This is a genomic window from Arenimonas terrae, from assembly GCF_006265115.1.
Taxonomy (GTDB): Bacteria; Pseudomonadota; Gammaproteobacteria; order Xanthomonadales; family Xanthomonadaceae; genus Arenimonas; species Arenimonas terrae.
This window is the reverse complement of sequence record NZ_SMDR01000001.1, coordinates 1,011,166-1,035,885: the sequence shown is the minus strand read 5'-3', so window position 1 is coordinate 1,035,885 and position 24,720 is coordinate 1,011,166. Positions and strand designations below refer to the sequence as shown.

Here is a 24,720-nt window from a genome sequence, read left to right as displayed (position 1 = left end):
TTGGCACAGGCGTCCGAAGTCGAGAACCATTCTCGACAACAAGGGGCGGGGCCGCGCCCGCGCTATACTTCGCGCCCCTTCCGTTAGACCCCGAATCCCATGTTCGAGTCGCTGACCCAGCGCCTGTCCGGCACCCTCCAGCGCCTTCGCGGCCGCGGCCGACTGACCGAGGAAAACATCCGCGAGGCCACCCGCGAGGTGCGCATCGCCCTGCTCGAGGCCGACGTCGCGCTGCCGGTGGTGTCCGCCCTGATCGAGCGCATCAAGGCGCGCGCGGTCGGCCAGGAAGTGCTGACCAGCCTCACCCCCGGCCAGGCCCTGATCAAGGTCGTGCGCGACGAAATGGCCGCGGTGATGGGTTCGGCCGCCAGCGACCTCAACCTCAACGTGCCGGCGCCGGCCGTGATCCTGATGGCCGGCCTGCAGGGCGCGGGCAAGACCACGACCGTGGGCAAGCTCGCCAAGCACCTGAAGGAACGCAAGAAGAAAAAGGTGATGGTGGTGTCGGCCGACGTCTACCGTCCGGCCGCGATCGAGCAGCTGCGCACGCTGGCCCAGCAGGTGGACGTGCTGTTCTTCCCGTCCAGCGCCGACCAGAAGCCCGAAGCCATCGTGCGCGCCGCCATCGACGACGCGCGCAAGTCCTTCGTGGACGTGCTGCTGGTCGACACGGCCGGCCGCCTCGCCATCGATGAGGCGATGATGGCCGAGATCAAGGCCCTGCACGCCGCCGTCAATCCGGTCGAGACGCTGTTCGTCGTCGACGCGATGACCGGCCAGGACGCCGCCAACACCGCCAAGGCCTTCAGCGAGGCGCTGCCGCTGACCGGCGTGGTGCTGACCAAGACCGACGGCGACGCCCGCGGCGGCGCCGCACTGAGCGTGCGTTACATCACCGGCAAGCCGATCAAGTTCGTCGGCGTCGGCGAGAAGCCGGACGGCCTGGACGTGTTCCACCCCGACCGCGCCGCCAGCCGCATCCTGGACATGGGCGACGTGCTGTCCCTGGTTGAGCAGGTCGAGCAGCAGGTCGACAAGGACAAGGCGCAGAAACTCGCCGAAAAGGTCGCCAAGGGCAAGAAGTTCGACCTCAACGACATGCGCGACCAGCTCGAGCAGATGCAGAACATGGGCGGACTGTCCGGCCTCATGGACAAACTGCCGGGCATGGGCCAGGTCCCGGACCACGTGAAGGCCCAGGTGACCGGCAAGGAAGTGCCGCGCATGGTCGCCATCATCAATTCCATGACCAAGAAGGAGCGCCGCAACCCCGGCCTCCTGAATGGCTCCCGCCGGGCCCGCATCGCCCGGGGTTCGGGCACCAGTCCGGCCGACGTGAACAAGCTCCTGAAGCAGTTCCAGCAGATGGAGAAGATGATGTCCAAGCTGTCCCAGGGCGGCATGAAGGGCATGCTGCGGGGCATGAAGGGCCTGATGGGCGGCGGCTTCCCGGGCCGTTTCCCCGGCCGCTGAGCCACCGGACCCGGCCGGATCGGTCCGGCGGGGTATCTTTCGGCCGGACAAAGGCCTACAATTCGCGATTCCCCGGCCCGGTAACGGCCGGACTTCCAGTCACAGAACTACAGAGCAAACCGACATGGTCAAGATCCGTCTGACCCGCGGCGGCGCGAAGAAGCGCCCCTTCTACCACATCATCGTCACCGACCAGCGCAACAAGCGCGACGGCCGTTCGATCGAGCGCCTGGGTTTCTACAACCCCATCGCGACCGGCAACGAAAAGCGCGTCGAGCTCGACACCGCCCGCGTGCAGCACTGGGTTTCCAACGGTGCGCAGCTGACCGACAAGGTCCGCATGCTGGTCAAGGAAGCCTCCGGCCAGGCTTCGGCCTGAGCCCTGCGGCCTCGCCCCGCGCGAGGCCCGTTGCCATGAGCACCGAGCGCCGCATCCTGCTGGGCAGGGTCGCCGGCGCCTTCGGCGTCCGGGGCGAGCTGAAACTGCTCTCCTGGACCGATCCTCGCGACGCCCTGTTCAAGTACCAACCCTGGATCCTTCGGGCTGGCGGAAGCGAGCGCGAAGTCTCCGGCGTGCGCGGCCGCGACACCGGCAAGCTGGTGGTCGCGAGCTTCCCGGGCGTCGATACCCGGGAGCTGGCCGAGGCCATGAACGGCACCGAGATCTGGGTCCCGCGCGACCGCCTGCCGCCGCCCTCGCCGGGCGAGTACTACTGGGTGGACCTGGAGGGCCTGGCGGTGGAAACCGTCGAAGGCCAGCCGCTGGGCACCGTCTCGCACCTGTTCGATACCGGCGCCAACGACGTGCTCGTGGTGTCCGGCGAGCGTGAACGCCTGATTCCGTTCGTGACCGACCAGTACGTCAAATCCGTCGATTTCCAGGCCGGCCGCATCGTGGTCGACTGGGATCCCGAGTTCTGATCCGACGGCAGGAGCCGCCGTGCGCATCGACGTCGTCACCCTGTTCCCCGACTTCATCCGCGACAGCGCCGCGCTGGGCGTGGTCGGCCGCGCGCAGGAGCGCGGGCTGCTGTCGGTGCACGGCTGGAATCCGCGCGACTACGCCACGGACAACTACCGCCGCGTGGACGACCGCCCTTTTGGCGGCGGTCCCGGCATGGTCATGCTGGCCGAACCCCTGTCGGCCTGCCTCGCGGCGGCCCGTGCGGCCGATCCGGCCCCGGCCCGGGTGATCTACCTCAGCCCCCAGGGCGAGCGCCTGACCCAGGCCAAGGTCCGGGAACTGGCGGCCCGGCCGCGCCTGATCCTGCTCTGTGGCCGCTACGAAGGCCTGGACGAGCGCTTCATCGCCCGCGAGGTGGATGAAGAACTGTCGATCGGCGACTACGTGCTGTCCGGCGGCGAACTGGCCGCGGCGGTGGTCATCGATGCGGTCGGCCGGCTGCAGGAGGGCGCCCTGAACCACGCCGACTCGGCGGTCCAGGACAGTTTCGAGGACGGCCTGCTGGACTGCCCGCATTTCACCCGCTCCGACCTGGCCGGGACCGAGGGCGTGCCGCCCGTCCTGCTGTCCGGCGACCACGCCGCGATCGCCCGCTGGCGCCGCCAGCAGAGCCTGGGCCGAACCTGGCTGCGGCGGCCCGACCTGCTGGCCCGGGTCACCCTTGGCAAGGCCGACCGCGCCCTGCTGGAGGCCTTCATCGCCCAGTGGCGGGCTGGACCCGGCGCAGGGCCCTGAACCTCTTCCACTTCAAGGGTTTGGCGGGCTATACTTGCCAGCTGTTTTTATAGCCAAGCACGGTTACCGGGCCTCTGGCGCGCACATCAAACAACTATCAGAGGCGTGTAACCATGAATTTCCTGCAGCAGTTCGAACAAGAGCAGTCGCAGCGCAAGCTGCCCGAATTCGGCCCCGGCGACACCGTCGTGGTCAACGTGAAGGTGAAGGAAGGCAACCGCGAGCGTCTCCAGGCCTATGAAGGCGTGGTCATCGCGATCAAGAACGCCGGCCTGAACTCGGCTTTCACCGTCCGCAAGATCTCGCACGGCTTCGGCGTCGAGCGCGTCTTCCAGACCCACAGCCCGATCATCGACTCCGTGTCGGTGAAGCGCCGCGGCAAGGTCCGCGCCGGCAAGCTGTATTACCTGCGTGGCCTGGAAGGCAAGAAGGCGCGCATCAAAGAAGACCTGGCCGCGCGTTCCTCGGCCGAGTAATACCGCGCCACCGCGCCAGCCAGCGGCCGCCTCCGGGCGGCCGCTGTCGTTTCCGGCGGCTGAACGCCGGCTAAGCCGCACCTCTGCGCCGGCAGGTCCGGACCGAATCGGGCTGTGCTGTACTTGCGCCAGCTCCTCCCGGAACCCCGTCGCGTGCACCTCCGACTCCACGCCCTTGCCTTGTTGTTTGCCGGGCCCGCCTGTCTGGCCGCGCCGAAGCCGCAGACCGTTCCGCTTGAATCCCTGTCGCCGCTGGCGTCCACCGCCGAGGTGGTGCGCCGCACATTCAGCCCGACCAGCCAGGACCGCCTGCGCCAGGTTGTCGAGAAGACCGGGAAACCGCCGCCGGAATACAGCGTCGACGCCAGCAAGGAAGAACTGGAGCTGTTCGTGCCGCCGCTGCCGCCCGGCGGTCGGTATGGCCTGCTGGTGTTCGTGATGCCGGCGCACTCGCTGCGCCTGCGCGAGGACTGGCACAAACCGCTGGAGAAGGCAGGCTTCATCTACGTTTCCGCGCTACGCACCGGCAATTCCCAGAGCGTGCTTGAACGCCGCATCCCGCTGGCGGTCCACGCCTACGAATACGTGAAGTCACGTTATCCGATCGATCCGGAGCGGGTGTTCATAGGCGGCTTTTCCGGCGGCTCGCGCATGGCCCAGTGGACGGCGATGGCCTATTCCGACATCTTCCGCGGCGCGATGCTGGTGGGCGGCAGTCTCCAGATCGGCGAGTACGAAGTCGTGTTCCCGCCGCGCGACCTGGCCCTGCGTTTCCTCTCCCGCAGCCGGCTGGTGTTCGCGACCGGCAGCGACGACGCGCTCAACGGTGGCATTGACCGGCGCAACCGCAAGGTGCTCGAGTCGCTTTGCTTCCGCGGCTACTCGCGGGTGTCGCAGCTGCGACTGGGCCACGACCTGCCCCGCGGCAGTGGCCTGGGTCTGGTCCTGAAGGAGCTGCAGAAGCCGCTGCCCGAAGATCCGGAGTTCCCGGCCTGCGTCCAGGCCCTGGATGCCGACATTCACCAGCGCCTGTCCGAGGTCGAGTCGCTGGTCGCGGCCGGCCGCATGCAGGAGGCCGGCGTGAAGCTGGGCGAGATGGAGGACCGCTACGGCGGCCTGGCCGGCGACCGGGCCGTGCCGCTGGCGCGCACCATCGCCGCCGCGCTGGCGGCCACGGCATCGCCGGAATGAACGCACCTGTCATCGGCCCTTCGGGGGTCAGGCTCGACGTATGGCTGTGGGCCGCCCGTTTCTTCAAGACCCGCGCGCTGGCGAAGCAGGCGATCGAGGGCGGCAAGGTCGAGGTGGCCGGGCAGGGCGCAAAGGCTTCACGCCTGGTCAAGGGCGGCGAGCAGCTGCGGGTGCGCCGCGGCGAGGACCAGTTCGAAGTGCAGGTGCTGGGGCTGAGCGAAAAGCGCGGCCCTGCGGCGGCCGCGCAGGCCCTGTATCTGGAATCCGAGGCATCGCGGGAAACCCGCCAGCGCCTGGCCGCAGAGCGCCGCGCCGCCAACGCCGGCTATCGGGCTCCCGCCTCCAAACCCGACAAGCGCGCCCGCCGCCTGATCCAGGCGCTGGGGGATCTGGACGCGCTCTGAGGCCCGGGCAACCGCCTGCCCGGCGCAGGAAGCTCAGCGCAGCAGCTTCAGCCGATAGAGCGCCTCGAGCGCCTGCTTGGGTGTCAGTTCGTCCGGGTCGATGGCCGCCAGCGCTTCCATCGCCGGCGATGGCTGGGGCTCGAACAGCCCGAACTGCAGCGGCGAATCCAGGGTTTCGGGCGACGTAGCGGCGACGGCGGTTGGCGCGCCACGCTGTTCGAGTTCGACCAGCGTGCGCCTCGCCTGTTCGACCACCGCCCGCGGCAGACCGGCCAATGCCGCCACCTGCAGGCCGAAGCTGCGGTTGGCCGGTCCGTCCTTGACCGCGTGCATGAACACCAGCCGGTCGCCGTGCTCGACGGCATCAAGGTGCACGTTGGCGATGCCGCTGCCCGGCTCGGCCAGCGCGGTCAGCTCGAAATAATGCGTGGCAAAGAGCGTGTACGCGCGGTTGTGGTGCGCCAGATGCCGCGCGCAGGCCTCGGCCAGGGCCAGGCCGTCGTAGGTCGAGGTGCCGCGGCCGATCTCGTCCATCAGCACCAGCGACTGCGCGGTGGCGTGATGCAGGATGTAGCTGGTTTCCGCCATCTCGACCATGAAGGTGGATTGCCCGCGCGCCAGGTCGTCGCCGGCGCCGATGCGGGTGAGGATGCGGTCGGTCGGTCCGATCACCGCGTGCGACGCCGGCACGAAGCTGCCGATGTGGGCCAGCAGCACGATCAGCGCGTTCTGGCGCATGTACGTGCTCTTGCCGCCCATGTTCGGGCCGGTGATCACCAGCATGCGGCGGTTCTCGTCGAGCACGAGGTCGTTGGGCTCGAAGGGCTCGCTGCGCACCGCCTCGACCACCGGGTGGCGGCCGCGTTCGATGCGCAGGCCCGGGGCATCGGTGAGCTCGGGGCGTGACCAGTCCAGCGCCTGCGCGCGTTCGGCGAAGGCGGCCAGCACGTCGAGTTCGCTCAGCGCGCCGGCGCAGCGCTTGAGCGCTTCCAGCCGGCCGTTGAGCGCATCGAGCAGTTCCTCGTACAGGCCTTTTTCGCGCGCCAGGGAGCGTTCGCGCGCGCTCAGCACCTTGTCTTCGAAGGCCTTGAGCTCCTCGGTGATGTAGCGCTCGGCGCCGGTCAGGGTCTGGCGGCGCGTGTAGTGGGTCGGCGCGCGCTCCGACTGGCCCTTGCTGATCTCGATGAAATAACCGTGCACGCGGTTGTAGCCGACCTTCAGGGTGGCGATGCCGGTGGCGGCGCGCTCGCGAGCCTCGAGATCGATGAGGAACTGGTCGGCATTGGTGGACAGCACCCGCAGCTCGTCGAGCTCGGCGTCGAAACCCTCGGCGATGACGCCGCCGTCGCGCAGCAGCACCGGCGGCTGCGGCACCACGGCCCGGGCGAGCAGGGCGGCGTTGTCGGCGTGCTCGCCCAGTTCGGCGGCCAGCGCGGCCAGCCGCGGCGAGTCGAGCGGCGCCAGCAGCGCGCGCAGGTCCGGCAGCATCGCCAGGCCGTCGCGCAGCGTGGAAAGGTCGCGCGGGCGGGCCGAACGCAGGGCGATGCGCGAGAGGATGCGTTCGACGTCGCCGAGGCCGCGGAAACGTTCGCGCAGCGCGTCGTGGGCACCAGACTCGATGAAGGTGGCGACGGCGTGGTGGCGTTCGCCCAGCACGCGCCGGTCGCGCAGCGGGCGGTTGAGCCAGCGCCGCAGCAGCCGGCCGCCCATCGGGCTGATGCTGGCGTCGAGCACGCCGAGCAGGGTGTGTTCGACCCGGCCGTCGGTGCGGCTGTCGAGCTCCAGGTGCCGGCGCGTGGCGGCATTGATGGCGATGCCGTCGTCGGCGGATTCGAAGGCGATCGCGGTCAGGTGCGGCAGCCGCTGCTTCTGGGTTTCCTCGACGTAGGCGAGCAGGGCGCCGGCGGCGCCGATCGCCAGCGGCTTGTCCTCAAGGCCAAAGCCGGTGAGGTCATGCAGTTGGAAGAAGCGCAGCAGCTGGCGCCGGCAGGCGTCGGCCTCGAAACCCCAGGGCGGGCGGCGGCGCAGGCCGGGCAGGGCGGCGAGGAAGGGCGGCCAGCCGTCTTCGTCGGGCAGCAGGATTTCGGCGGGGTCCAGGCGCGCGAGTTCCGCGGCGAGCTGGTCCTCGCTGCCGACCTCCGACACCAGGAAGCGGCCGCCGGCAAGGTCGGCCCAGGCCAGGCCAAAGCTGCCGCGGCCGCGCGACACCGCCATCAACAGCGTGTCGCGGCGCTCCTGCAGCAGGGCCTCGTCGGTGACGGTGCCCGGCGTGACGATGCGCACCACCTTGCGTTCGACCAGGCCTTTGGCCAGGGCGGGATCGCCGATCTGCTCGCAGATCGCCACCGATTCGCCCAGCGCCACCAGCCGCGCCAGGTAGCCTTCCATCGCGTGCACCGGCACGCCGGCCATCGGGATCGGCGCGCCGGCGGAAGCGCCGCGCTGGGTCAGCGTGATGTCGAGCAGGCGCGCCGCCTTGCGGGCGTCGTCGTAGAAGAGCTCATAGAAGTCGCCCATCCGGAAAAACAGCAGGATGTCCGGGTACTCCGCCTTGGCGGCGAAGAATTGCTTCATCAGCGGGGTGTGCTGGGCTTGGTCCGAGGCTGACATCCGGATGGCAATGGCGGGGGTGGCCTTATAGTCTAGCGGTCATGGACGCCCACGCCCTTCCCGACGACGACGCGCTGCATGCGCTGGCCGAACAGGTCGGCGCGGCCCTGCAGGCCCGCCACCTGATGCTGGCCACCGCCGAAAGCTGCACCGGCGGCTGGATCGCCAAGATGATCACCGACATCCCGGGTTGCTCGGGCTGGTTTGACTGCGGCATGGCGGCCTACAGCTACGAGGCCAAGCAGGCCCTGCTTGGTGTGCGGCCGGAGACGCTGACCGAACACGGCGCTGTCAGCCGCGAGACGGTGATGGAGATGGTGTCGGGCGCGCTGGTGACCTCCGGCGCCAGCATCGCGGTCGCCGTGACCGGCATCGCCGGCCCCACCGGCGGCACCGAGGACAAGCCGGTCGGCACGGTCTGGATCGGCTGGAAGCGGCGCGGCGGGTACCCGCGGGCCGAGGTTTTCCACTTCGACGGCGACCGCGAGGCGGTCCGCCGGCAGACCGTCGCCGCCTCGCTGCGCGGCCTGCTGGCCCTGGCCGCCTGAGCGTCGAAGACAGGGCTTGACAGCCCCCGGAGGTTCGTTAGTAGTATTACTACTAATGGACATCACCGAAACCCAGCAAGCCATCCTGGCCATGATCGCCGAACGCATCGACGCCGACGGCGTGCCGCCGTCGCAGGTCGAAATCGCCCATGCCTTCGGCTTCAAGGGCGTGCGCGCGGCCCAATACCACCTCGAGGCCCTGGAACAGGCGGGCGCCATCCGGCGCGTGCCTGGCCAGGCGCGGGGCATCCGACTGGTGTCGTCCCCGGCCGCCGACCTCGTCCCGGCGGCCGGGGACGATCCCCTTCGCCTGCCGATCCTGGGCCAGGTCGCCGCCGGCCTGCCGATCGGCGCCGACGCCGGCGTGCAGGACATGGTCCTGCTCGACCGGGTGTTTTTCTCGCCTGCCCCCGACTACCTGTTGCGCGTGAAGGGCGACTCCATGCGCGACGAAGGCATCCTGCACGGCGACCTGATCGGCGTGCACCGCACCACGGACGCGCGCAGCGGCCAGATCGTCGTTGCGCGCATCGATGAGGAGATCACCGTGAAACTGCTCAAGATCGGCAAGGACGGTATCCGCCTGCTGCCGCGCAATCCCGATTACGCCCCCATCGTCGTCAGGCCCGACCAGGACTTCGCCGTCGAAGGTCTGTACTGCGGCCTCGTAAGGCCGAACCGTTGAGTTTCGGCCGGAAGAAATCGCCGCCGAAGAAGTCCCTTTCCCTACAGCGCGTCGAAGCGGAATCGGCTGCCGCCCAGGCCGGGAATGAACCAGATTCAGGGCCGCCGGCACGTTCTCAGCCCGTGAGACCACCCCCGGCTAACCTGGCGCCCACTGAAAACAGAACCCCGAGGAGCAACACGATGGACGAGAACAAGAAGCGTGCCCTGACCGCGGCCCTGAGCCAGATCGAAAAGCAGTTCGGCAAGGGCGCCGTGATGCGTATGGGCGACAAGAGCTCCGAACCGGCCGAGGTCATCGGCACTGGTTCGCTGATGCTCGACATCGCGCTGGGTATCGGCGGCCTGCCCAAGGGCCGCGTGGTCGAGATCTACGGTCCGGAATCCTCGGGCAAGACCACCCTGACCCTGCAGGCGATCGCCGAATGCCAGAAGGCCGGCGGCACCGCTGCCTTCATCGATGCCGAACACGCGCTGGACCCGACCTACGCGGTCAAGCTGGGCGTGAACATCGACGATCTGCTGGTCAGCCAGCCGGATACCGGCGAGCAGGCGCTGGAAATCGCCGACATGCTGGTGCGTTCGAACTCGGTGGACATGGTCGTGGTCGACTCCGTCGCCGCGCTGACTCCCCGCGCCGAGATCGAGGGCGAGATGGGCGACCAGCTGCCGGGCCTGCAGGCGCGCCTGATGAGCCAGGCGCTGCGCAAGCTCACCGGCAACATCAAGCGCAGCAACTGCATGGTGATCTTCATCAACCAGCTGCGCATGAAGATCGGAATCATGATGCCGGGCCAGAGCCCGGAAACCACCACCGGCGGCAACGCGCTGAAGTTCTATGCCTCGGTGCGCCTGGACATCCGCCGCATCGGCTCGGTCAAGAAGGGCGAGGAAGTCATCGGCAACCAGACCAAGATCAAGGTGGTCAAGAACAAGATGGCGCCGCCGTTCAAGGTCATCGTCACCGAGATCCTCTACGGCCAGGGCATCAGCCGGGAGGGCGAGATCATCGACATGGGCGTGGACGCCAAGCTGATCGAAAAGGCCGGTGCCTGGTACAGCTACAACGGCGAGCGCATTGGCCAGGGCAAGGAGAATGTTCGCCAGTGGCTCAAGGACAACCCCGCGGTCTGCAAGGACCTGGAAGCCAAGCTGCGCGAGAAGTTCGTGCCTGGCCTGGTGATCGGCGACGAGTCGGCCGAGCCGGTCGAAGCCTGATCCGCGGTCTGGCGTCCGCGACGATCGCGTGCCCATGGACCGCAGTGCTGGCCGGGACAAGCCGGATGCCTACCAGAAGGCGCTGGAACTTCTGGTCCGGCGGGAACATTCCCGCCGCGACCTGAAGCGCAAGCTAGGCCTCAAGGGGGCCGACCCGGAGGAGGCCGCGGCGGCGATCGAAAAGCTGGCAGGCCTGGGCTACCAGGACGACGCGCGCTTCGCGGCCTCGTTCGCCCGGGACCGGGCCTCGGCGGGCTACGGCCCGGTTCGCATCCGCCAGGAGCTGGCCGGTCACGGCCTGGACCGGGAGCAGGTGCAGACGGCCCTGGACGCCTGCGAAACGGATTGGCCCGCGTCCGCGCGGGCCCAGATTTCCCGGCGCTTCCGTCCGGCCGAGCTGGAAGATCCGTCCCGGCGGCGCAAGGCCGTTGATTTCCTACTGCGCCGGGGGTTCGACCAGGAGAGCGCCTGGGCGGCGATCCGCGCAGGCGAGGGCTCCGGGGACTGAGCCCAGGCGCCGGAAATCCCCACGGGCTGCTAACCTTGGCGGTCTCGCCGATTCGATTGCGAACTCCAGGCTCCGCCCGCATCTTCCGGGGCAGGGCGGGGCGGACGCGTCGCCGGCCCTGAACGCCTTGAGATCCCAGAGCCCTCGCCGTCCATGACCAAGACCAGCAATCACATCCGCAAGGACTTCCTCGAGTTCTTCCGCTCCAAGGGCCACGAAGTCGTGGCGTCCAGCTCCCTGGTGCCGGGCAACGACCCGACCCTGCTGTTCACCAATGCCGGCATGGTGCAGTTCAAGGATGTCTTCCTGGGCGCCGAGAAGCGCAGCTACACGCGCGCCGCCAGCTCCCAGCGCTGCGTGCGCGCCGGCGGCAAACACAACGACCTCGACCAGGTCGGCTACACCGCGCGGCACCACACCTTCTTCGAGATGCTGGGCAACTTCAGCTTCGGCGATTACTTCAAGCGCGACGCGATCACCTACGCCTGGGAACTGCTGACCGGCGTCTGGGGCCTGCCCAAGGACCGCCTGCTGGTCACCGTCTACCACACCGACGACGAGGCCTTCGACATCTGGAACAAGGAGGTCGGTCTTCCGGCGGATCGCATCATCCGCATCGGCGACAACAAGGGTGCGCCCTACGCCTCCGACAACTTCTGGCAGATGGCCGACACCGGCCCCTGCGGTCCCTGCACAGAGATCTTCTACGACCACGGCGCCCACATCGCCGGCGGTCCCCCGGGCAGCCCGGACGAGGACGGCGACCGCTTCATCGAGATCTGGAACAACGTTTTCATGCAGTACGATCGCCAGCCCGACGGCAGCCTGGTGCCGCTGCCGGCGCCCTGCGTGGACACCGGCATGGGCCTGGAGCGCATCTCCGCGGTGCTGCAGCACGTGCACAGCAACTACGAGATCGACCTGTTCCAGCACCTGATAAAGGCCGCCGCGGCGCTGACCAACCGGCAGGGCGAGCTCGAGCACAAGTCGCTGCGCGTGATCGCCGACCACATCCGTGCCTGCAGCTTCCTGATCGTCGACGGCGTGCTGCCGTCCAACGAAGGCCGCGGCTATGTGCTGCGCCGGATCATCCGCCGCGCCATCCGCCACTTCTGGAAGCTCGACGGCCTGAGCCCCGAAGGCAAGTTCTGGCGCATGGTGCAGCCGCTGGTCGACGTGATGGGCGAGGCCTACCCGGAACTGGTGGCCAAGCGCGCCCTGGTCGAGCAGGCGCTCAAGGGCGAGGAAGCGGCCTTTGCCCAGACTCTCGACGCTGGTATGACCCGCTTGCAGGACTACCTGGCCGCCTCCGGCAACCGCATCCGCGGCGAGCAGCTGTTCCAGCTGCACGACACCTACGGCTGCCCGCCCGATCTCATCGCCGACCTGCTGCGCGAGAACGCCGACAAGGGCTGGGCGCTGGCCGACGGCGCCCTGTCGGAATACGAAAGCCTGATGGACCAGCAGCGCGAGCGCGCCCGCGCCGCCAGCAAGTTCGCGGGCACCACGGCGCTGCCGGCAGATCTGGTGGCCAGCCTGGCGCCGACCGATTTCCAGGGCTACGAGGCGCTGGAAGCCAAGGATGGGCGTGTGCTCGCCCTGATCCGCGACGGCCGTCCGGTCGACGCGATCGCCGCTGGCGATGAGGCCATCGTGCTGCTGGACCGCACGCCGTTTTATGCCGAGTCCGGTGGCCAGGTGGGCGATGCCGGCGTGCTGGTGCTCGACGGAGGCGCCCGTTTCGATGTGCGCGATACGGTGAAGCTCTCCGGCGCCTTCCACGGCCACGTCGGCCGGCTCGCGGCCGGTGCCCTGAAACTGGGCGACAGCGTCGAAGGGCATGTCGACGCCGCGCGCCGGCAGGCGACGGTACTGAACCATTCCGCCACGCACCTGCTGCATGCCGCGCTGCGCAAGGTGCTGGGCGACCATGTCACCCAGAAGGGCTCGCTGGTCGCGCCCGATCGCCTGCGCTTCGACTTTTCCCATTTCCAGGCCATTTCGGCCGACGATCTGGCCCGGATCGAAGCGATGGTGAACGCCGAGATCCGCCGCAACGCCGAGGCCGAAGTGCACCACATGGGCATGCAGGAAGCCCTGGATTTCGGCGCCATGGCGCTGTTCGGCGAAAAGTACGGCGAGCACGTGCGCGTGCTGCGCATGGGTGAATTCTCGACCGAACTCTGCGGCGGCACGCATGTGCACCACACCGGCGACATCGGCCTGTTCAAGATCGTCAGCGAAGGCGGCGTCGCCGCCGGCGTGCGCCGCATCGAAGCGGTGACGGGCGAAGGCGCCCTGGCCTACATCGACGAGGAAGAGCGCCGTCTGGGAGAGGCGGCCCAGCTGCTGGGCGGCAATCCCGCCGACGTGGTCGAAAAGCTCCGGCAGTTGCTCGACCGGCAGAAGCGCCTCGAGCGGGAGCTCGAATCGCTCAAGGCCAAGGCCGCGGCAGGCGCCACGTCCGACCTGGCGGCATCTGCGCCCGAGGTTGCCGGGGTGAAGATCGTCGCTGCCCGGCTGGAAGGCCTGGATGCGAAGTCGTTGCGCGATGCCGTCGACCAGCTCAAAAGCCGACTAGGCGAAGCGGTGATCGTCCTGGCGTCCGCCGAGGGCGGCAAGGCGGCGCTCGTGGCGGGCGTTCAGGGCAGCGCCCAGGGCAAGGTCAAGGCGGGCGAGCTGCTGTCCCATGTGGCCGCCCAGATCGGCGGCAAGGGCGGTGGCCGGCCGGACATGGCCCAGGGCGGCGGCCCGGACGGCCCTGAGCTGCTGAAGGCCCTGGACGGCGTGCGGGACTGGGTCGCGGCCCGCCTGGGCTGAGCCAGGCCCTCCGGGGCCGTTTGCGCCCCGGGTTGCCCCGAACTACCATCGGGCCAGGCCGCTATCCTGCGGCCGGGGAACCGCGTCAGGCGCATTCGCCACGCGGGCCGGTGCAAGGACGTATCGGGAGGAAAAACGATGCTGATTTTGACGCGAAGGGTGGGAGAGACCCTGATGATCGGCGACTCGGTCACGGTTACCGTGCTGGGCGTCAAGGGCAACCAGGTGCGTATCGGCATCACCGCACCCAAGGATGTGGCGGTGCATCGCGAGGAAATTTTCCAGCGCATCCAGAAGGACGATGCCGCGGGGCCGGCGGACGCCAATCCCGCGGGTTTACCGAAGGCCGAGTAAGCGGCTATCCTATGCGGCCGGTTTCACCCGAAAGGGTGGCCGGGAGCCAGTATCCGGAGTGATGCCCGAGAGGCCGAAGGGGCTCCCCTGCTAAGGGAGTATGGGGTCAAAAGCTCCATCGAGGGTTCGAATCCCTCTCACTCCGCCAGACCTTGAACCGCCGCCTAAACGCGGCGTTTTTTTGGGAAGGCGGTGGATGCCGGTTAGGTGTGTGTGGGTGGAATGCCGCAGGAAGTTGTCGAACAGTTGTTGACGGCTTCTGCATCGTCCCCCATAATTTCGCTTCTGCGCGCCCGTAGCTCAGCTGGATAGAGCACCAGGCTACGAACTTGGTGGTCGGGAGTTCGAATCTCTCCGGGCGCGCCACTAATCGCAAGCAAACAGGGTGCTTCGGCACCCTTTTTGTTCGGCGGAACCGGCCAAGGACGCATTTGCGCCTGCGGCCGGCCCCGCCGTAGAGTGGAACCCTTCGGTGGGCCGTCACGGACGCCGGGCTTCATCGCCGGGGTATAGCTCAGCCTGGTAGAGCGCCAGCTTTGGGAGCTGGATGTCGTGGGTTCGAATCCCTCTGCCCCGACCAGGTCAAGCCGTTCCCCCGCACCCGCAACGCCGCATGGATGCGAGCGGACGCGGCCGGTATCATCCCGGCAGGCGCCCGTAGCTCAATCGGATAGAGCACCGGCCTTCTAAGCCGGCGGTTGCAGGTTCGATTCCTGCCGGGCGCGCCAGGCGGGAGGGGCGGGAGAGGTCGCTTCAGGTCACAATGTGGTGGATGTAGCTCAGTCGGTTAGAGCATCGGATTGTGATTCCGAGGGTCGCGGGTTCGAATCCCGTCTTCCACCCCAGTTCCAGCCAGTCCAATGATGCGGCATAATGCCGCGTCGCAGCCGCTTCGGCGGGAAGATTACGGGCCGTTAGCTCAGTTGGTAGAGCAGTTGACTCTTAATCAATAGGTCGAAGGTTCGAATCCTTCACGGCCCACCATCTTCCCGATTGAATCGTCACCGCGCGGCGTTGCGAAAGTGGCGGAACTGGTAGACGCGCTGGATTTAGGTTCCAGTGGGGCAACCCGTGAGAGTTCGACTCTCTCCTTTCGCACCATCCGGCAACGGAGGCGCGGGGATGAGCCGAAGCTCCGCGGGTTTTTTCATTTTCGCGCCCAAGAAGCGGCGCGGTCGCAGGAGTGAACATGCAAGTCTCGCTTGAGAACACCGCCAATCTGGAACGCCGCCTCACCGTCAGCCTGCCGGCCGAACGCCTCGATGGCGTCGTTGGCGAGCGACTGCGCGAGCTGGCGCGGACCGCCAACATCAAGGGCTTCCGCAAGGGCAAGGTCCCGACCAAGGTCATCGAGCAGCGTTTCGGCCCCCAGGTCCGCAACGAAGCCTACGGTGAGCTGATCCGCGACAGCTTCGGCGAGGCCGTGCGCCAGCAGAACCTGCAGATCGCCGGCAGCCCGGAGATCAAGGCCGAACCGGCCGGCGACGGCGGCGAAATCCGCTTCACTGCCACCTTCGAAGTCGTGCCCGACTTCGGCAAGGTCGATCCCGCCCAGCTCAAGATCGTGCGCGCCACCGCCACGATCGACGACGCCGACATCGACGGCATGATCGAAACCCTGCGCCAGCAGCGCCGCAGCTGGGATCCGGTCGAGCGCGCCGCCGAAGCCGGCGACCTGGTGATGGTCGAAACCTTCGCCGTGACCGACTCCGGCCGCTTCCCGGCCGAGGGCGTCGACCGCGGCGCCACCGTGCTGGGCTCGAACGTGATGTTCCCGGAGCTCGAGGGCAAGCTGGCCGGCATGAAGGCCGGCGACGAGCAGACCGTCGACGTTGACTTCCCCGCCAACTGGCGTGTCGCCGACCTGGCCGGCAAGGCCGCCAAGGTCACGCTCAAGGCCGTCAAGGTCTCCGCGCCGCGCCTGCCGGAAGTGGACGAAGCCTTCATCAAGAGCTTCGGCATCAAGGGCGGCAAGCTGGACCAGTTCCGCAAGGAAGTCCGCGCCAATCTCGAGCGCGAGCTCAAGGGCAACCTGATGCAGCGCCTGCGCGCCGAAGTGGCCGAAAAGCTGGTCGCCGCCTATGCGTCGGTCGAACTGCCGCCCCGCCTGATCGAGGCCGAGGCCCGACAGATGGCCCAGGCCGCCGAACAGCAGGCCCGCCAGCAGGGCCAGGCCAACGCCAAGTTCGGCCACGAGCAGTTCCTTTCGGCCGCCCGCAACCGCGTCGCCGCCGGCCTGCTGGTGGGAGAGGTGGCCCGCCAGAACGGCCTCAAGCTCGACGGCAAGCGCCTGAACGAGACGCTGCAGCTGATCGCCTCGACGTACGAGGATCCGCAGCAGGTCATTGAACTGTACCGGAACGACCCCAACCTGATGTCCAGCCTCCGCGGACGGGTGATGGAAGAGCAGGTGATCGACTGGATCGCCGAGCGCGCCGACGCCACCGAGAAGGCGATGAGCTTTTCCGAACTGATGCGTCCGGCCGCGTAAGCGGCCTCAACGGAGGAAACAGGGCATGGAACCGACCAAGGGCTTGAACCTGGTGCCGATGGTGGTCGAACAGACCAGCCGCGGCGAGCGGGCGTACGACATCTATTCGCGCCTGCTCAAGGAGCGAGTGATCTTCCTGGTCGGTCCGATCGACGACTACATGGCCAATGTGATCGTCGCCCAGCTGCTGTTCCTCGAGGCCGAGAACCCCGAGAAGGACATCAGCCTGTACATCAACTCGCCGGGTGGCGTAGTCACCGCCGGCATGGCGATCTACGACACCATGCGCTTCATCAAGCCGGACGTGAGCACGATCTGCGTTGGCCAGGCCGCCAGCATGGGTTCTTTCCTCCTGGCCGCGGGTGCGAAGGGCAAGCGCTACATCCTTCCGAACTCGCGCGTGATGATCCACCAGCCCTCGGGCGGGGCCCAGGGCCAGGCGACCGACATCGCCATCCAGGCCAAGGAAATCCTGTTCCTGCGCGAGCGGCTGAACAAGGAGCTGGCCGACAACACCGGGCAGCCGATCGAGAAGATCGAGCGCGACGTGGAGCGCGACTATTTCATGTCCGCCGAGGAAGCCAAGACCTACGGCGTCGTGGATGCGGTCATCAGCGCCCGCCCCGAAGACACCGTCCAAGCCTCCTGATCCCCGTCCGCACGCCGCCTTCACGCCCCGTCCCGGCCCCTGCCGGGCCGGGTCTTGACCCGTGCCGGCCTGTGATATTCTCGATTCCGACCCATTCCACCAGGGCAGCTTAAGCATGACCGAAGACCGCCAGGGCCGTTCCGGCGACAGCAGCAAGATCCTCTATTGCTCGTTCTGCGGAAAGAGCCAGCACGAGGTGCGCAAGCTGATCGCGGGCCCCAGCGTGTTCATCTGCGATGAATGCGTCGAGCTCTGCAACGACATCATCCGCGAGGAGCTGGAGGAGAAGGCGCACGCCGCCCGCAGCCACCTGCCCAAACCGCGCGAGATCCTCGAGGTCCTGGACCAGTACGTCATCGGCCAGCAGCGCGCAAAGAAGACGCTGTCGGTCGCCGTGTACAACCACTACAAGCGCATCGAAAGCCGGATCAAGAACGACGACATCGAGCTGTCGAAGTCCAACATCCTGCTGATCGGCCCGACCGGCTCGGGCAAGACGCTGCTGGCGGAAACGCTGGCACGCCTGCTCAACGTGCCGTTCACGATCGCCGACGCGACGACGCTCACCGAAGCCGGCTACGTCGGCGAGGACGTCGAGAACATCATCCAGAAGCTGCTGCAGAAGTGCGACTACGACGTCGAGAAGGCGCAGCAGGGCATCGTCTATATCGACGAGATCGACAAGATCTCGCGCAAGTCGGAGAACCCGTCCATCACCCGCGACGTGTCGGGCGAGGGCGTTCAGCAGGCGCTGCTGAAGCTGATCGAGGGCACCGTCGCCTCGGTGCCGCCGCAGGGCGGCCGCAAGCATCCGCAGCAGGAGTTCCTGCAGGTCGACACCAAGAACATCCTGTTCATCGTCGGTGGCGCCTTCGCCGGCCTGGACAAGATCATCCAGGCCCGCAGCACCGAGGCCGGCGGCATTGGCTTCGGCGCCAAGGTGAAGAGCTCCGAGCGCAAGGTCGAGGTCGGCAAGCTGCTGGCCGAGGTCGAGCCGGAGGACCTGATCAAGTTCGGCCTGATTCCGGAGTTCGTTGGCCGCCTGCCGGTGGTCGCGACGCTCGAGGAGCTGGACGAAGCGGCGTTGGTGAAGATCCTCACCGAGCCGAAGAACGCCATCACCAAACAGTTCAAGAAGCTGTTCGAGATGGAGGGCGTCGAGCTCGAGGTCCGCACCGACGCCCTGATGGCGATCGCCCGTCGCGCGCTCAAGCGCAAGACCGGCGCCCGCGGCCTGCGCACGATCATGGAGTCGGTGCTGCTCGACACCATGTACGACCTGCCGTCGCTGGAAAACGTCAGCAAGGTGGTCGTGGACGAGTCGGTCATCAACCACCAGACCGAGCCCTACCTCATCTACAGCAGCGCCCCGGCCACCCCCAAGGCGGCCTCCGGCGACTGAGCCGTGTGGCGCAAGTGCTTGAATTCGGGCCGGTCTTTCCGGCCCGATTCTTTTGCGGCCAAAAAACTTGCAAGCCGGCCCGCGGAACCCCATAACCTGAGCCATAGCGGGGCCGGATGCCCCCAATGGAGCCTTCCATGTCCGAGACCACCCCCATTCCGACCCGCCACGACCTGCCGGTGCTCCCACTGCGCGACGTGGTCGTCTACCCGCACATGGTCATCCCGCTTTTCGTGGGGCGCGATCGCTCGATCAAGGCGCTGGACCAGGCCATGGCGGCCGACAAGCAGATCCTGCTGATCGCGCAGAAGAGCCCCGACACCGACGATCCGGGCGCCGAGGACCTGTATTCGGTGGGCACGCTGGCTCAGGTGCTGCAGCTCCTGAAGCTGCCGGACGGCACCATCAAGGTGCTGGTCGAAGGCTCGGCGCGCGTGGCGATCGACGGTTACGGCGACCGCGACGGCGCGCTCACCGCGACGGGCACCGAAGTCGAGTCGGTGTTCGAGCGCGATGAACGCGAGCTCGAGGTGACGCTGCGATCGCTGATGACGCTGTTCGAACAGTACGTCAAGACCAACCGGAAGCTTCCGCCGGAGCTACTGACCACGCTGTCCGGCATCGACGATCCCAGTCGCCTTGCCGACACCATCTCCGCCCACCTCGGCGCGCGCCTTTCGGACAAGCAGCAGTTGCTCGAAACCCTGGAGGTCGGCCAGCGCATGGAAATGCTGATCGGCCTGGTGGACGGCGAGATCGACGTCCAGCAGATCGAAAAGCGCATCCGCGGCCGCGTGAAGTCGCAGATGGAAAAGAGCCAGCGCGAGTACTACCTCAACGAGCAGATGAAGGCGATCCAGAAAGAGCTCGGCGAGCTTGACGAGGCGCCGAACGAACTCGAGGAGCTGACCAAGAAGGTCGCCGCCGCCGGCATGCCCAAGGCCGTCGAGGCCAAGGCGCGAACCGAGCTCAACAAGCTCAAGCAGATGTCGCCGATGTCGGCCGAGGCCACCGTCGTGCGTAACTACATTGACTGGCTTGTCGGCGTGCCCTGGAAGAAGCGTAGCAAGGTCCGCAAGGACCTCAAGGCCGCGCTCGACGTGCTCGATGCCGACCACTACGGTCTGGAGAAGGTCAAGGAACGCATCCTCGAGTACCTCGCGGTGCAGTCGCGCGTGAAGCAGATGAAGGGCGCGATCCTCTGCCTCGTCGGGCCGCCTGGCGTGGGCAAGACCTCGCTCGGCCAGTCCATCGCCAAGGCCACGAACCGCAAGTTCGTGCGCATGTCACTGGGCGGCGTACGCGACGAAGCCGAGATCCGCGGCCACCGCCGGACCTACATCGGTTCGATGCCGGGCCGCATCGTCCAGAACCTCAACAAGGTCGGCAGCAAGAATCCGTTGTTCATGCTCGACGAGATCGACAAGATGAGCATGGATTTCCGCGGCGACCCGTCGTCCGCGCTGCTCGAGGTGCTGGACCCGGAGCAGAACAGCGCTTTCAACGATCACTACCTCGAGGTCGATCTGGACCTCTCCGAGGTGATGTTCGTCGCCACCTCGAATTCGCTGAACATCCCCGGTCCGTTGCTCGACCGCATGGAAGTCATCCGCATTCCCGGTTATACCGAGGAAGAAAAGCTGCACATCGCCGAGAAATACCTGATCCCCAAGCAGCTCAAGGCCAACGGCATGAGGCCGGGCGAGCTGAAGATCAGCGAGGGGGCCGTGCGCGATATCGTGCGCTATTACACCCGCGAATCCGGCGTGCGCAACCTCGAGCGCGAGATCTCGAAGATCTGCCGCAAGGTGGTGAAGGAAATCGCGCTGGCCGGCCCGCGCAAAAGCGCCAAGCCGATGGCGGTCACCGTCACTCCCAAGAATCTGGACAAATACCTGGGCGTGCAGCGCTTCGATTTCGGCCGCGCCGAACAGGAAAGCGAAGTCGGCCTGGTGACCGGCCTGGCCTGGACCGAAGTGGGCGGCGACCTGCTGCAGATCGAAGCAACGCTGCTGCCCGGCAAGGGCCAGCTGATCCTCACCGGCCAGCTCGGCGATGTCATGCAGGAGTCGGTGAAGGCGGCCTACAGCGTCGTGCGCTCCCGTAGTGAGCGCCTGGGCCTGGACAGCGAGTTCCACCAGAAGTTCGACACCCACGTGCACGTGCCCGAGGGCGCCACGCCCAAGGACGGCCCCAGTGCTGGCATCGCGATGGTCACGGCGCTGGTTTCGGTGCTTTCCGGCGTGCCAATCCGTGCGGACGTCGCCATGACCGGCGAAATCACCCTTCGTGGCCGCGTGCTGCCGATCGGCGGCCTCAAGGAGAAGCTGCTGGCGGCGCTGCGTGGTGGCATCCGCACGGTGCTGATCCCGGAAGAGAACCGCAAGGACCTTGCCGACATCCCGAAGAACGTCACCCAAGGCCTTGAGATCATTCCGGTCAAGTGGATCGACGAGGTCCTGGATGTCGCCCTCGTGCGGCCCCTGGCGCCGGATTCGAATCCGGAACCGTCGCCGGAGAATGCCGGCGAAGCGGGCGCGAAAGATGCCGGTGGTGCGGCGTTGACACACTGAAGTCGAGAGCGCTGAAAACCCGGAAACCCGCGTAATATCTGGCTCTCGCGTATTGCGCGGGCAAAATACCGCTGGTATAAATCAACCCAACCGCTGCGTTGGGCCAGGTCTTTCGCGGTGGCACAGGTGGATCGGTCCCGAGCCCAGGCTCTCAGCCGGGCGGGTCCGGTTTTTCAGTACGCGGGTCAAAACCGCTCAGGGAGTCAATAATGAACAAAGCCGAATTTACGAGTGCCGTCGCCGATGGCGCTGAGCTGTCGAAGGCCGATGCCGGCCGTGCTGTCGACGCGATGATTGAAGTCATCAAGAAGGCCCTCAAGAAGGGCGATACCGTGACGCTGGTGGGCTTCGGCACCTTCTCCGTGCGCAAGCGCGCCGCCCGCCAGGGCCGCAATCCCCAGACCGGCGACACCATCAAGATCAAGGCTTCGAAGAATCCGGCCTTCAAGGCTGGCAAAGCCCTAAAGGATGCTGTAAACTGAGCGTCTTGTAGGGGTGCTTAGCTCAGCGGTAGAGCGTCGCCCTTACAAGGCGAGGGTCGGGGGTTCGAAACCCTCAGCACCCACCAGTAAGTGATTCAGCGGAGTGGTAGTTCAGTCGGTTAGAATGCTGGCCTGTCACGCCGGAGGTCGCGGGTTCGAGTCCCGTCCACTCCGCCATATCCTCGAGGGCGCCCCGCAAGGGCGCCCTCGTTTTTTAAGGCTCCGGGAAGCCGGGGCACCCACCAAACGGCATAGCCCACATGCTCCAGAGTATCCGCGACAAGTCCTCAGGCTGGATCGCTTTCCTCATCCTGGGTCTGGTGATCATCACGATGGCCTTCTTCGGCATCGAGTCCTACTTCGCGCCCAAGGTCGAGACCTATGCGGCGAAGATCGAGGGTCCGGCCAAGTTCTGGATCTGGGGCAAGCAGACCCGGGAAATCTCCCAGGATGAGTTCCGCCAGCGCTTCGAGGCCGTCCGTGCCCAGGAGCGCAGCCGCCAGGGCGAGAGCTTCGACAGCGAAACCTTCGAAAGCCTGGAAACCAAGCGGCAGGTGCTCGATTCGCTGATCGACCAGCAGCTGCTGGGCCTGGTCGCGGAGCGGGACGGGATCACCGTCGGCGAGGCCGAGGTGGCCGAACAGCTCAAGGCAACCCCGGAATTCCAGGTCAACGGCGTCTACAGCCCGGACCAGTACCGGCTGGCGCTCGCCGGCCAGGGGCTGAGCCACGCCCAGTTCATGTCGCGCATGCGCGCCGACCTGGCCCAGCGCACGGTGCCTTCGCTGATCGTCGACACCGCCCTGGCCAGCGACGCCGAGCTCGACGCCTTCCTGCGCCTGAGCCAGCAGACCCGCGACCTGCAGCTGATCGATCTGCCGACCCCGGCGCTGCCGGGTGCCGCGCCGACCGACGCCGAACTGAAGGCCTGGTACGACGAGAACGCCTCGCGCTACCGCAGCGAGGAAAAGGTTGCGATCGAATATGTCGAGATCGACGGCAACCTGCTCGAGGCGCCCACCACGGTGGACGAAACGACCCTGCGCGCGCGCTACGACGAGCTGCGCTCCCGCTACGTCACCGAGCCGCAGCGCACCGCCTCACACATCCTGGTGTCGGTGCCGGCGGACGCCGCGCCCGAAGCCGAGGCTGCCGCCCGCGAGCGCGCCAATGCACTGGTGGCCAAGGCCCGCGAAGCAGGCTCCGATTTTGCGGCCATTGCCCGCGAAAACTCCGATGACCTCGGCTCCAAGGCCGAAGGCGGTGATCTGGGCGTGGTCGAAAAGGGTCTGTTTGACGCTGCGTTCGAGCAGGCGCTGTTCGCGCTCGAGCTCGGCCAGGTCAGCGACCCGGTTCGTACGCCGGACGGCTGGCACATCATCCAGCTGCGTGAACTGACGCCCGGCAGCGAGCGCCCGTTCGAGGACGTGCGCGGCGAACTTGAAGCCGAGTTCCTGGCCACCGAGCGCGAGCGGGTATTCAGCGACCTCAGCGGTCGCCTGGTCGAGCTGATCTACAAGGATCCGACCGCGCTGGCCCCTGCCGCCGAGCAGGTCGGCCTGACGGTGCAGCGCACCGGCTTGTTCGGTCGCGCGCAGGCGGAGGGCATCGCGTCGATCCAGGCCGTGCGCGAGGCCGCTTTCGCTGATGCCCAGAAGCTCGAGCGCCAGGTCAGCGACACGATCGAGATCGCGCCCAACCACGTGGTCGTGATCCACGTCATCGAGCACCAGCCCGAAGCGGCGCTGCCCTTCGACCAGGTGCGCGAGCGCGTGCTCGCCGACCTCAATGCCGATCGCCTGGCGAAGGCCTCGCTGGCCCAGGCCGAAGCCTTGCTCGAGCGCGCCCGCAAGGGCGAGGCGCTCGACGCGCTGGCGACCGAAGTCGGCCGCACCGTGGCCACGTTGCCTGGCGTGGGTCGCCAGGGCCAGCTGCCGCCGGCGCTGGTGGACGTGGCCTTCAGCCTGGCGGCGCCGGAAGCGGGCAAGCCGAGCATTGGCATTGCCCAGGTCGGCGCCGACCGCCACGTACTGGTTGCCGTCACCGCGGTGACCCCGGGCAAGCTCGACACGCTGGACGAAAACACGCGTTCGCTGCTGCGCGACCAGCTGGCGCAGGCCCGTGGCCTGGTCGAGTACCAGGACTACATCAAGTCGCTGCGTCGCCATTACACCGTGACGGTGGCCGAAGACCGGCTCTGACCGGGTTCCGCCGCAAAAAAAGAGGCCCGGGATTCCCGGGCCTTTTTTGTTTGCGCAGGGCCGCGTTCAGACGCCTTCGATGCCCGTCATGCCCAGGATGTTGTAGCCGGCATCCACGTAGGTGATTTCGCCGGTGACGCCCGCGGCCAAGTCCGAACACAGGAAGGCGGCGACGTTGCCGACGTCCTCGATGGTGACGCTGCGGCGCAGCGGCGCATATTCCTCGACGTGGCCGAGCATCTTGCGGAAGTTGGAGATGCCGGCGGCCGCCAGGGTCTTGATCGGGCCGGCCGAGATCGCATTCACGCGGGTGCCCTCGGGGCCAAGGTTCAGCGCCAGGTAGCGCACATTGGCCTCCAGGCTGGCCTTGGCCACGCCCATCACGTTGTAGTTGGCCAGCGCGCGCTCCGCACCCAGGTAGCTCAGCGTGAGGATGCTGCCGCCCCGGCCCTTCATCATCGGGCGTGCGGCCTTGGCCAGGGCGGCCAGGCTGTAGCTCGAGATGTCGTGGGCGATGCGGAAGTTCTCGCGGGTCAGGCCCTGCAGGTATTCGCCCTCGATCGCCTCGCGCGGCGCGAAACCGACCGAATGCACCAGGATGTCGAACCCGTCCCAGCGCTTGCCCAGCTCGGCGAACACGTTGTCGATCTGCGCATCCTCGGCCACGTCCAGCGGCAGCACGATGTCGGAACCGCACTCCTTGGCGGCGTCCTCGACGCGCGACTTGAGCTTGTCGTTCTGGTAGGTGAAGGCGAGTTCGGCGCCTTCACGGAACATCGCCTCGGCGATGCCGGTGGCGATCGAGCGCTGGCTGGCGATACCGACGATCAGGGCGCGCTTGCCGGTCAGAAATCCCATCGTGTTCCTCCAAGGCCGCCCGGACGGCGGCGAAAGGACGCTAGTTTGAACCGCGGCGGCCCATACCGCCAAGCATGGA

Annotated in this window: 21 protein-coding genes and 9 tRNA genes; 28 read left to right on the top strand and 2 right to left on the bottom strand. The window is 67.2% G+C overall.

All coding sequences use genetic code 11. The features are described 5' to 3' along the window. The first annotated feature begins 99 nt into the window (after positions 1 to 99). From ffh to E1B00_RS04970, 7 genes are all read left to right on the top strand, one after another. Positions 100 to 1,473, top strand: a complete 1,374-nt coding sequence (ffh, locus tag E1B00_RS05000; RefSeq protein ID WP_139446263.1) for a signal recognition particle protein — start codon at positions 100 to 102, stop codon at positions 1,471 to 1,473. Positions 1,474 to 1,597: 124 nt separating this feature from the next. Further along, on the top strand, positions 1,598 to 1,852 hold the full coding sequence (gene rpsP, locus E1B00_RS04995) for a 30S ribosomal protein S16 (RefSeq protein WP_139446261.1): 255 nt from the start codon (positions 1,598 to 1,600) through the stop codon (positions 1,850 to 1,852). Positions 1,853 to 1,887: 35 nt separating this feature from the next. Further along, entirely contained in the window at positions 1,888 to 2,394 is a 507-nt protein-coding gene (rimM, locus tag E1B00_RS04990) for a ribosome maturation factor RimM (protein ID WP_139446260.1), read from the top strand. Positions 2,395 to 2,413: 19 nt separating this feature from the next. After that, positions 2,414 to 3,172 (top strand): tRNA (guanosine(37)-N1)-methyltransferase TrmD, encoded by a 759-nt coding sequence (trmD, locus tag E1B00_RS04985; protein WP_139446257.1) that lies wholly within the window; start codon positions 2,414 to 2,416, stop codon positions 3,170 to 3,172. 113 nt (positions 3,173 to 3,285) lie between these two features. Then, a complete protein-coding gene (gene rplS, locus E1B00_RS04980; RefSeq protein ID WP_139446256.1) occupies positions 3,286 to 3,648 on the top strand; it encodes a 50S ribosomal protein L19 in 363 nt (120 codons plus the stop codon). 153 nt (positions 3,649 to 3,801) lie between these two features. Further along, positions 3,802 to 4,839 carry an alpha/beta hydrolase family protein gene (locus E1B00_RS04975; RefSeq protein WP_139446254.1) on the top strand — a complete coding sequence of 346 codons (1,038 nt, stop codon included), beginning with the start codon at positions 3,802 to 3,804 and terminating at the stop codon, positions 4,837 to 4,839. Beyond that, positions 4,836 to 5,243, top strand: a complete 408-nt coding sequence (locus E1B00_RS04970) for an RNA-binding S4 domain-containing protein (protein WP_139446252.1) — start codon at positions 4,836 to 4,838, stop codon at positions 5,241 to 5,243. The genes E1B00_RS04975 and E1B00_RS04970 overlap by 4 nt, the downstream gene beginning before the upstream one ends. A gap of 33 nt (positions 5,244 to 5,276) precedes the next feature. Here E1B00_RS04970 and mutS read toward each other — a convergent pair whose 3' ends face one another. After that, positions 5,277 to 7,853, bottom strand: coding sequence for a DNA mismatch repair protein MutS (gene mutS / locus E1B00_RS04965; protein WP_139446250.1), 2,577 nt, complete (start codon positions 7,851 to 7,853; stop codon positions 5,277 to 5,279). A 41-nt stretch (positions 7,854 to 7,894) separates the two neighbouring features. On the opposite strand from mutS, the gene E1B00_RS04960 reads away from it, so the two are divergent. The 21 genes from E1B00_RS04960 to E1B00_RS04860 all read left to right on the top strand — a co-directional run bounded on the left by E1B00_RS04960 (position 7,895) and on the right by E1B00_RS04860 (position 23,783). Next, the gene (locus tag E1B00_RS04960; RefSeq protein ID WP_139446249.1) at positions 7,895 to 8,401 is read left to right on the top strand and encodes a CinA family protein; all 507 of its coding nucleotides are present in this window, start codon (positions 7,895 to 7,897) and stop codon (positions 8,399 to 8,401) included. A 55-nt stretch (positions 8,402 to 8,456) separates the two neighbouring features. Beyond that, positions 8,457 to 9,086, top strand: coding sequence for a transcriptional repressor LexA (lexA, locus tag E1B00_RS04955; protein ID WP_139446247.1), 630 nt, complete (start codon positions 8,457 to 8,459; stop codon positions 9,084 to 9,086). Between the two features lie 182 nt (positions 9,087 to 9,268). Further along, on the top strand, positions 9,269 to 10,303 hold the full coding sequence (recA, locus tag E1B00_RS04950; protein ID WP_139446245.1) for a recombinase RecA: 1,035 nt from the start codon (positions 9,269 to 9,271) through the stop codon (positions 10,301 to 10,303). A gap of 34 nt (positions 10,304 to 10,337) precedes the next feature. Next, positions 10,338 to 10,811 carry a regulatory protein RecX gene (locus tag E1B00_RS04945; protein ID WP_139446243.1) on the top strand — a complete coding sequence of 158 codons (474 nt, stop codon included), beginning with the start codon at positions 10,338 to 10,340 and terminating at the stop codon, positions 10,809 to 10,811. A gap of 153 nt (positions 10,812 to 10,964) precedes the next feature. Continuing rightward, positions 10,965 to 13,631: an alanine--tRNA ligase gene (gene alaS / locus E1B00_RS04940; protein ID WP_139446242.1), complete on the top strand. Its 2,667-nt coding sequence runs from the start codon at positions 10,965 to 10,967 to the stop codon at positions 13,629 to 13,631. A 138-nt stretch (positions 13,632 to 13,769) separates the two neighbouring features. Continuing rightward, the gene (csrA, locus tag E1B00_RS04935) at positions 13,770 to 13,985 is read left to right on the top strand and encodes a carbon storage regulator CsrA (protein ID WP_139446240.1); all 216 of its coding nucleotides are present in this window, start codon (positions 13,770 to 13,772) and stop codon (positions 13,983 to 13,985) included. A gap of 55 nt (positions 13,986 to 14,040) precedes the next feature. Continuing rightward, positions 14,041 to 14,133, top strand: a tRNA-Ser gene (locus E1B00_RS04930). 141 nt (positions 14,134 to 14,274) lie between these two features. Beyond that, positions 14,275 to 14,351 (top strand) — tRNA-Arg (locus E1B00_RS04925). 137 nt (positions 14,352 to 14,488) lie between these two features. Beyond that, positions 14,489 to 14,565 (top strand) — tRNA-Pro (locus tag E1B00_RS04920). 71 nt (positions 14,566 to 14,636) lie between these two features. Then, positions 14,637 to 14,713, top strand: a tRNA-Arg gene (locus E1B00_RS04915). Positions 14,714 to 14,753: 40 nt separating this feature from the next. Beyond that, positions 14,754 to 14,830: transfer RNA gene (locus tag E1B00_RS04910), tRNA-His, on the top strand. Positions 14,831 to 14,893: 63 nt separating this feature from the next. Continuing rightward, positions 14,894 to 14,969: transfer RNA gene (locus E1B00_RS04905), tRNA-Lys, on the top strand. 32 nt (positions 14,970 to 15,001) lie between these two features. Beyond that, positions 15,002 to 15,086 (top strand) — tRNA-Leu (locus E1B00_RS04900). Between the two features lie 88 nt (positions 15,087 to 15,174). After that, a complete protein-coding gene (gene tig, locus E1B00_RS04895; protein WP_139446238.1) occupies positions 15,175 to 16,476 on the top strand; it encodes a trigger factor in 1,302 nt (433 codons plus the stop codon). 25 nt (positions 16,477 to 16,501) lie between these two features. Next, positions 16,502 to 17,125 carry an ATP-dependent Clp endopeptidase proteolytic subunit ClpP gene (gene clpP, locus E1B00_RS04890; protein ID WP_139446237.1) on the top strand — a complete coding sequence of 208 codons (624 nt, stop codon included), beginning with the start codon at positions 16,502 to 16,504 and terminating at the stop codon, positions 17,123 to 17,125. Between the two features lie 115 nt (positions 17,126 to 17,240). Continuing rightward, positions 17,241 to 18,527: an ATP-dependent Clp protease ATP-binding subunit ClpX gene (clpX, locus tag E1B00_RS04885; protein WP_139446235.1), complete on the top strand. Its 1,287-nt coding sequence runs from the start codon at positions 17,241 to 17,243 to the stop codon at positions 18,525 to 18,527. 137 nt (positions 18,528 to 18,664) lie between these two features. Beyond that, entirely contained in the window at positions 18,665 to 21,100 is a 2,436-nt protein-coding gene (gene lon, locus E1B00_RS04880; RefSeq protein ID WP_139446233.1) for an endopeptidase La, read from the top strand. Between the two features lie 209 nt (positions 21,101 to 21,309). Next, a complete protein-coding gene (locus E1B00_RS04875) occupies positions 21,310 to 21,582 on the top strand; it encodes an HU family DNA-binding protein (RefSeq protein WP_139446232.1) in 273 nt (90 codons plus the stop codon). A gap of 11 nt (positions 21,583 to 21,593) precedes the next feature. Then, positions 21,594 to 21,668: transfer RNA gene (locus E1B00_RS04870), tRNA-Val, on the top strand. Positions 21,669 to 21,682: 14 nt separating this feature from the next. Beyond that, a tRNA-Asp gene (locus E1B00_RS04865) sits at positions 21,683 to 21,759 on the top strand. Between the two features lie 83 nt (positions 21,760 to 21,842). Further along, a complete protein-coding gene (locus E1B00_RS04860) occupies positions 21,843 to 23,783 on the top strand; it encodes a SurA N-terminal domain-containing protein (protein ID WP_139446230.1) in 1,941 nt (646 codons plus the stop codon). Positions 23,784 to 23,849: 66 nt separating this feature from the next. Here the strand turns inward: E1B00_RS04860 and E1B00_RS04855 are convergent, their stop codons facing one another. Next, a complete protein-coding gene (locus E1B00_RS04855) occupies positions 23,850 to 24,641 on the bottom strand; it encodes an enoyl-ACP reductase FabI (RefSeq protein ID WP_139446229.1) in 792 nt (263 codons plus the stop codon). Positions 24,642 to 24,720: the final 79 nt, after the last annotated feature.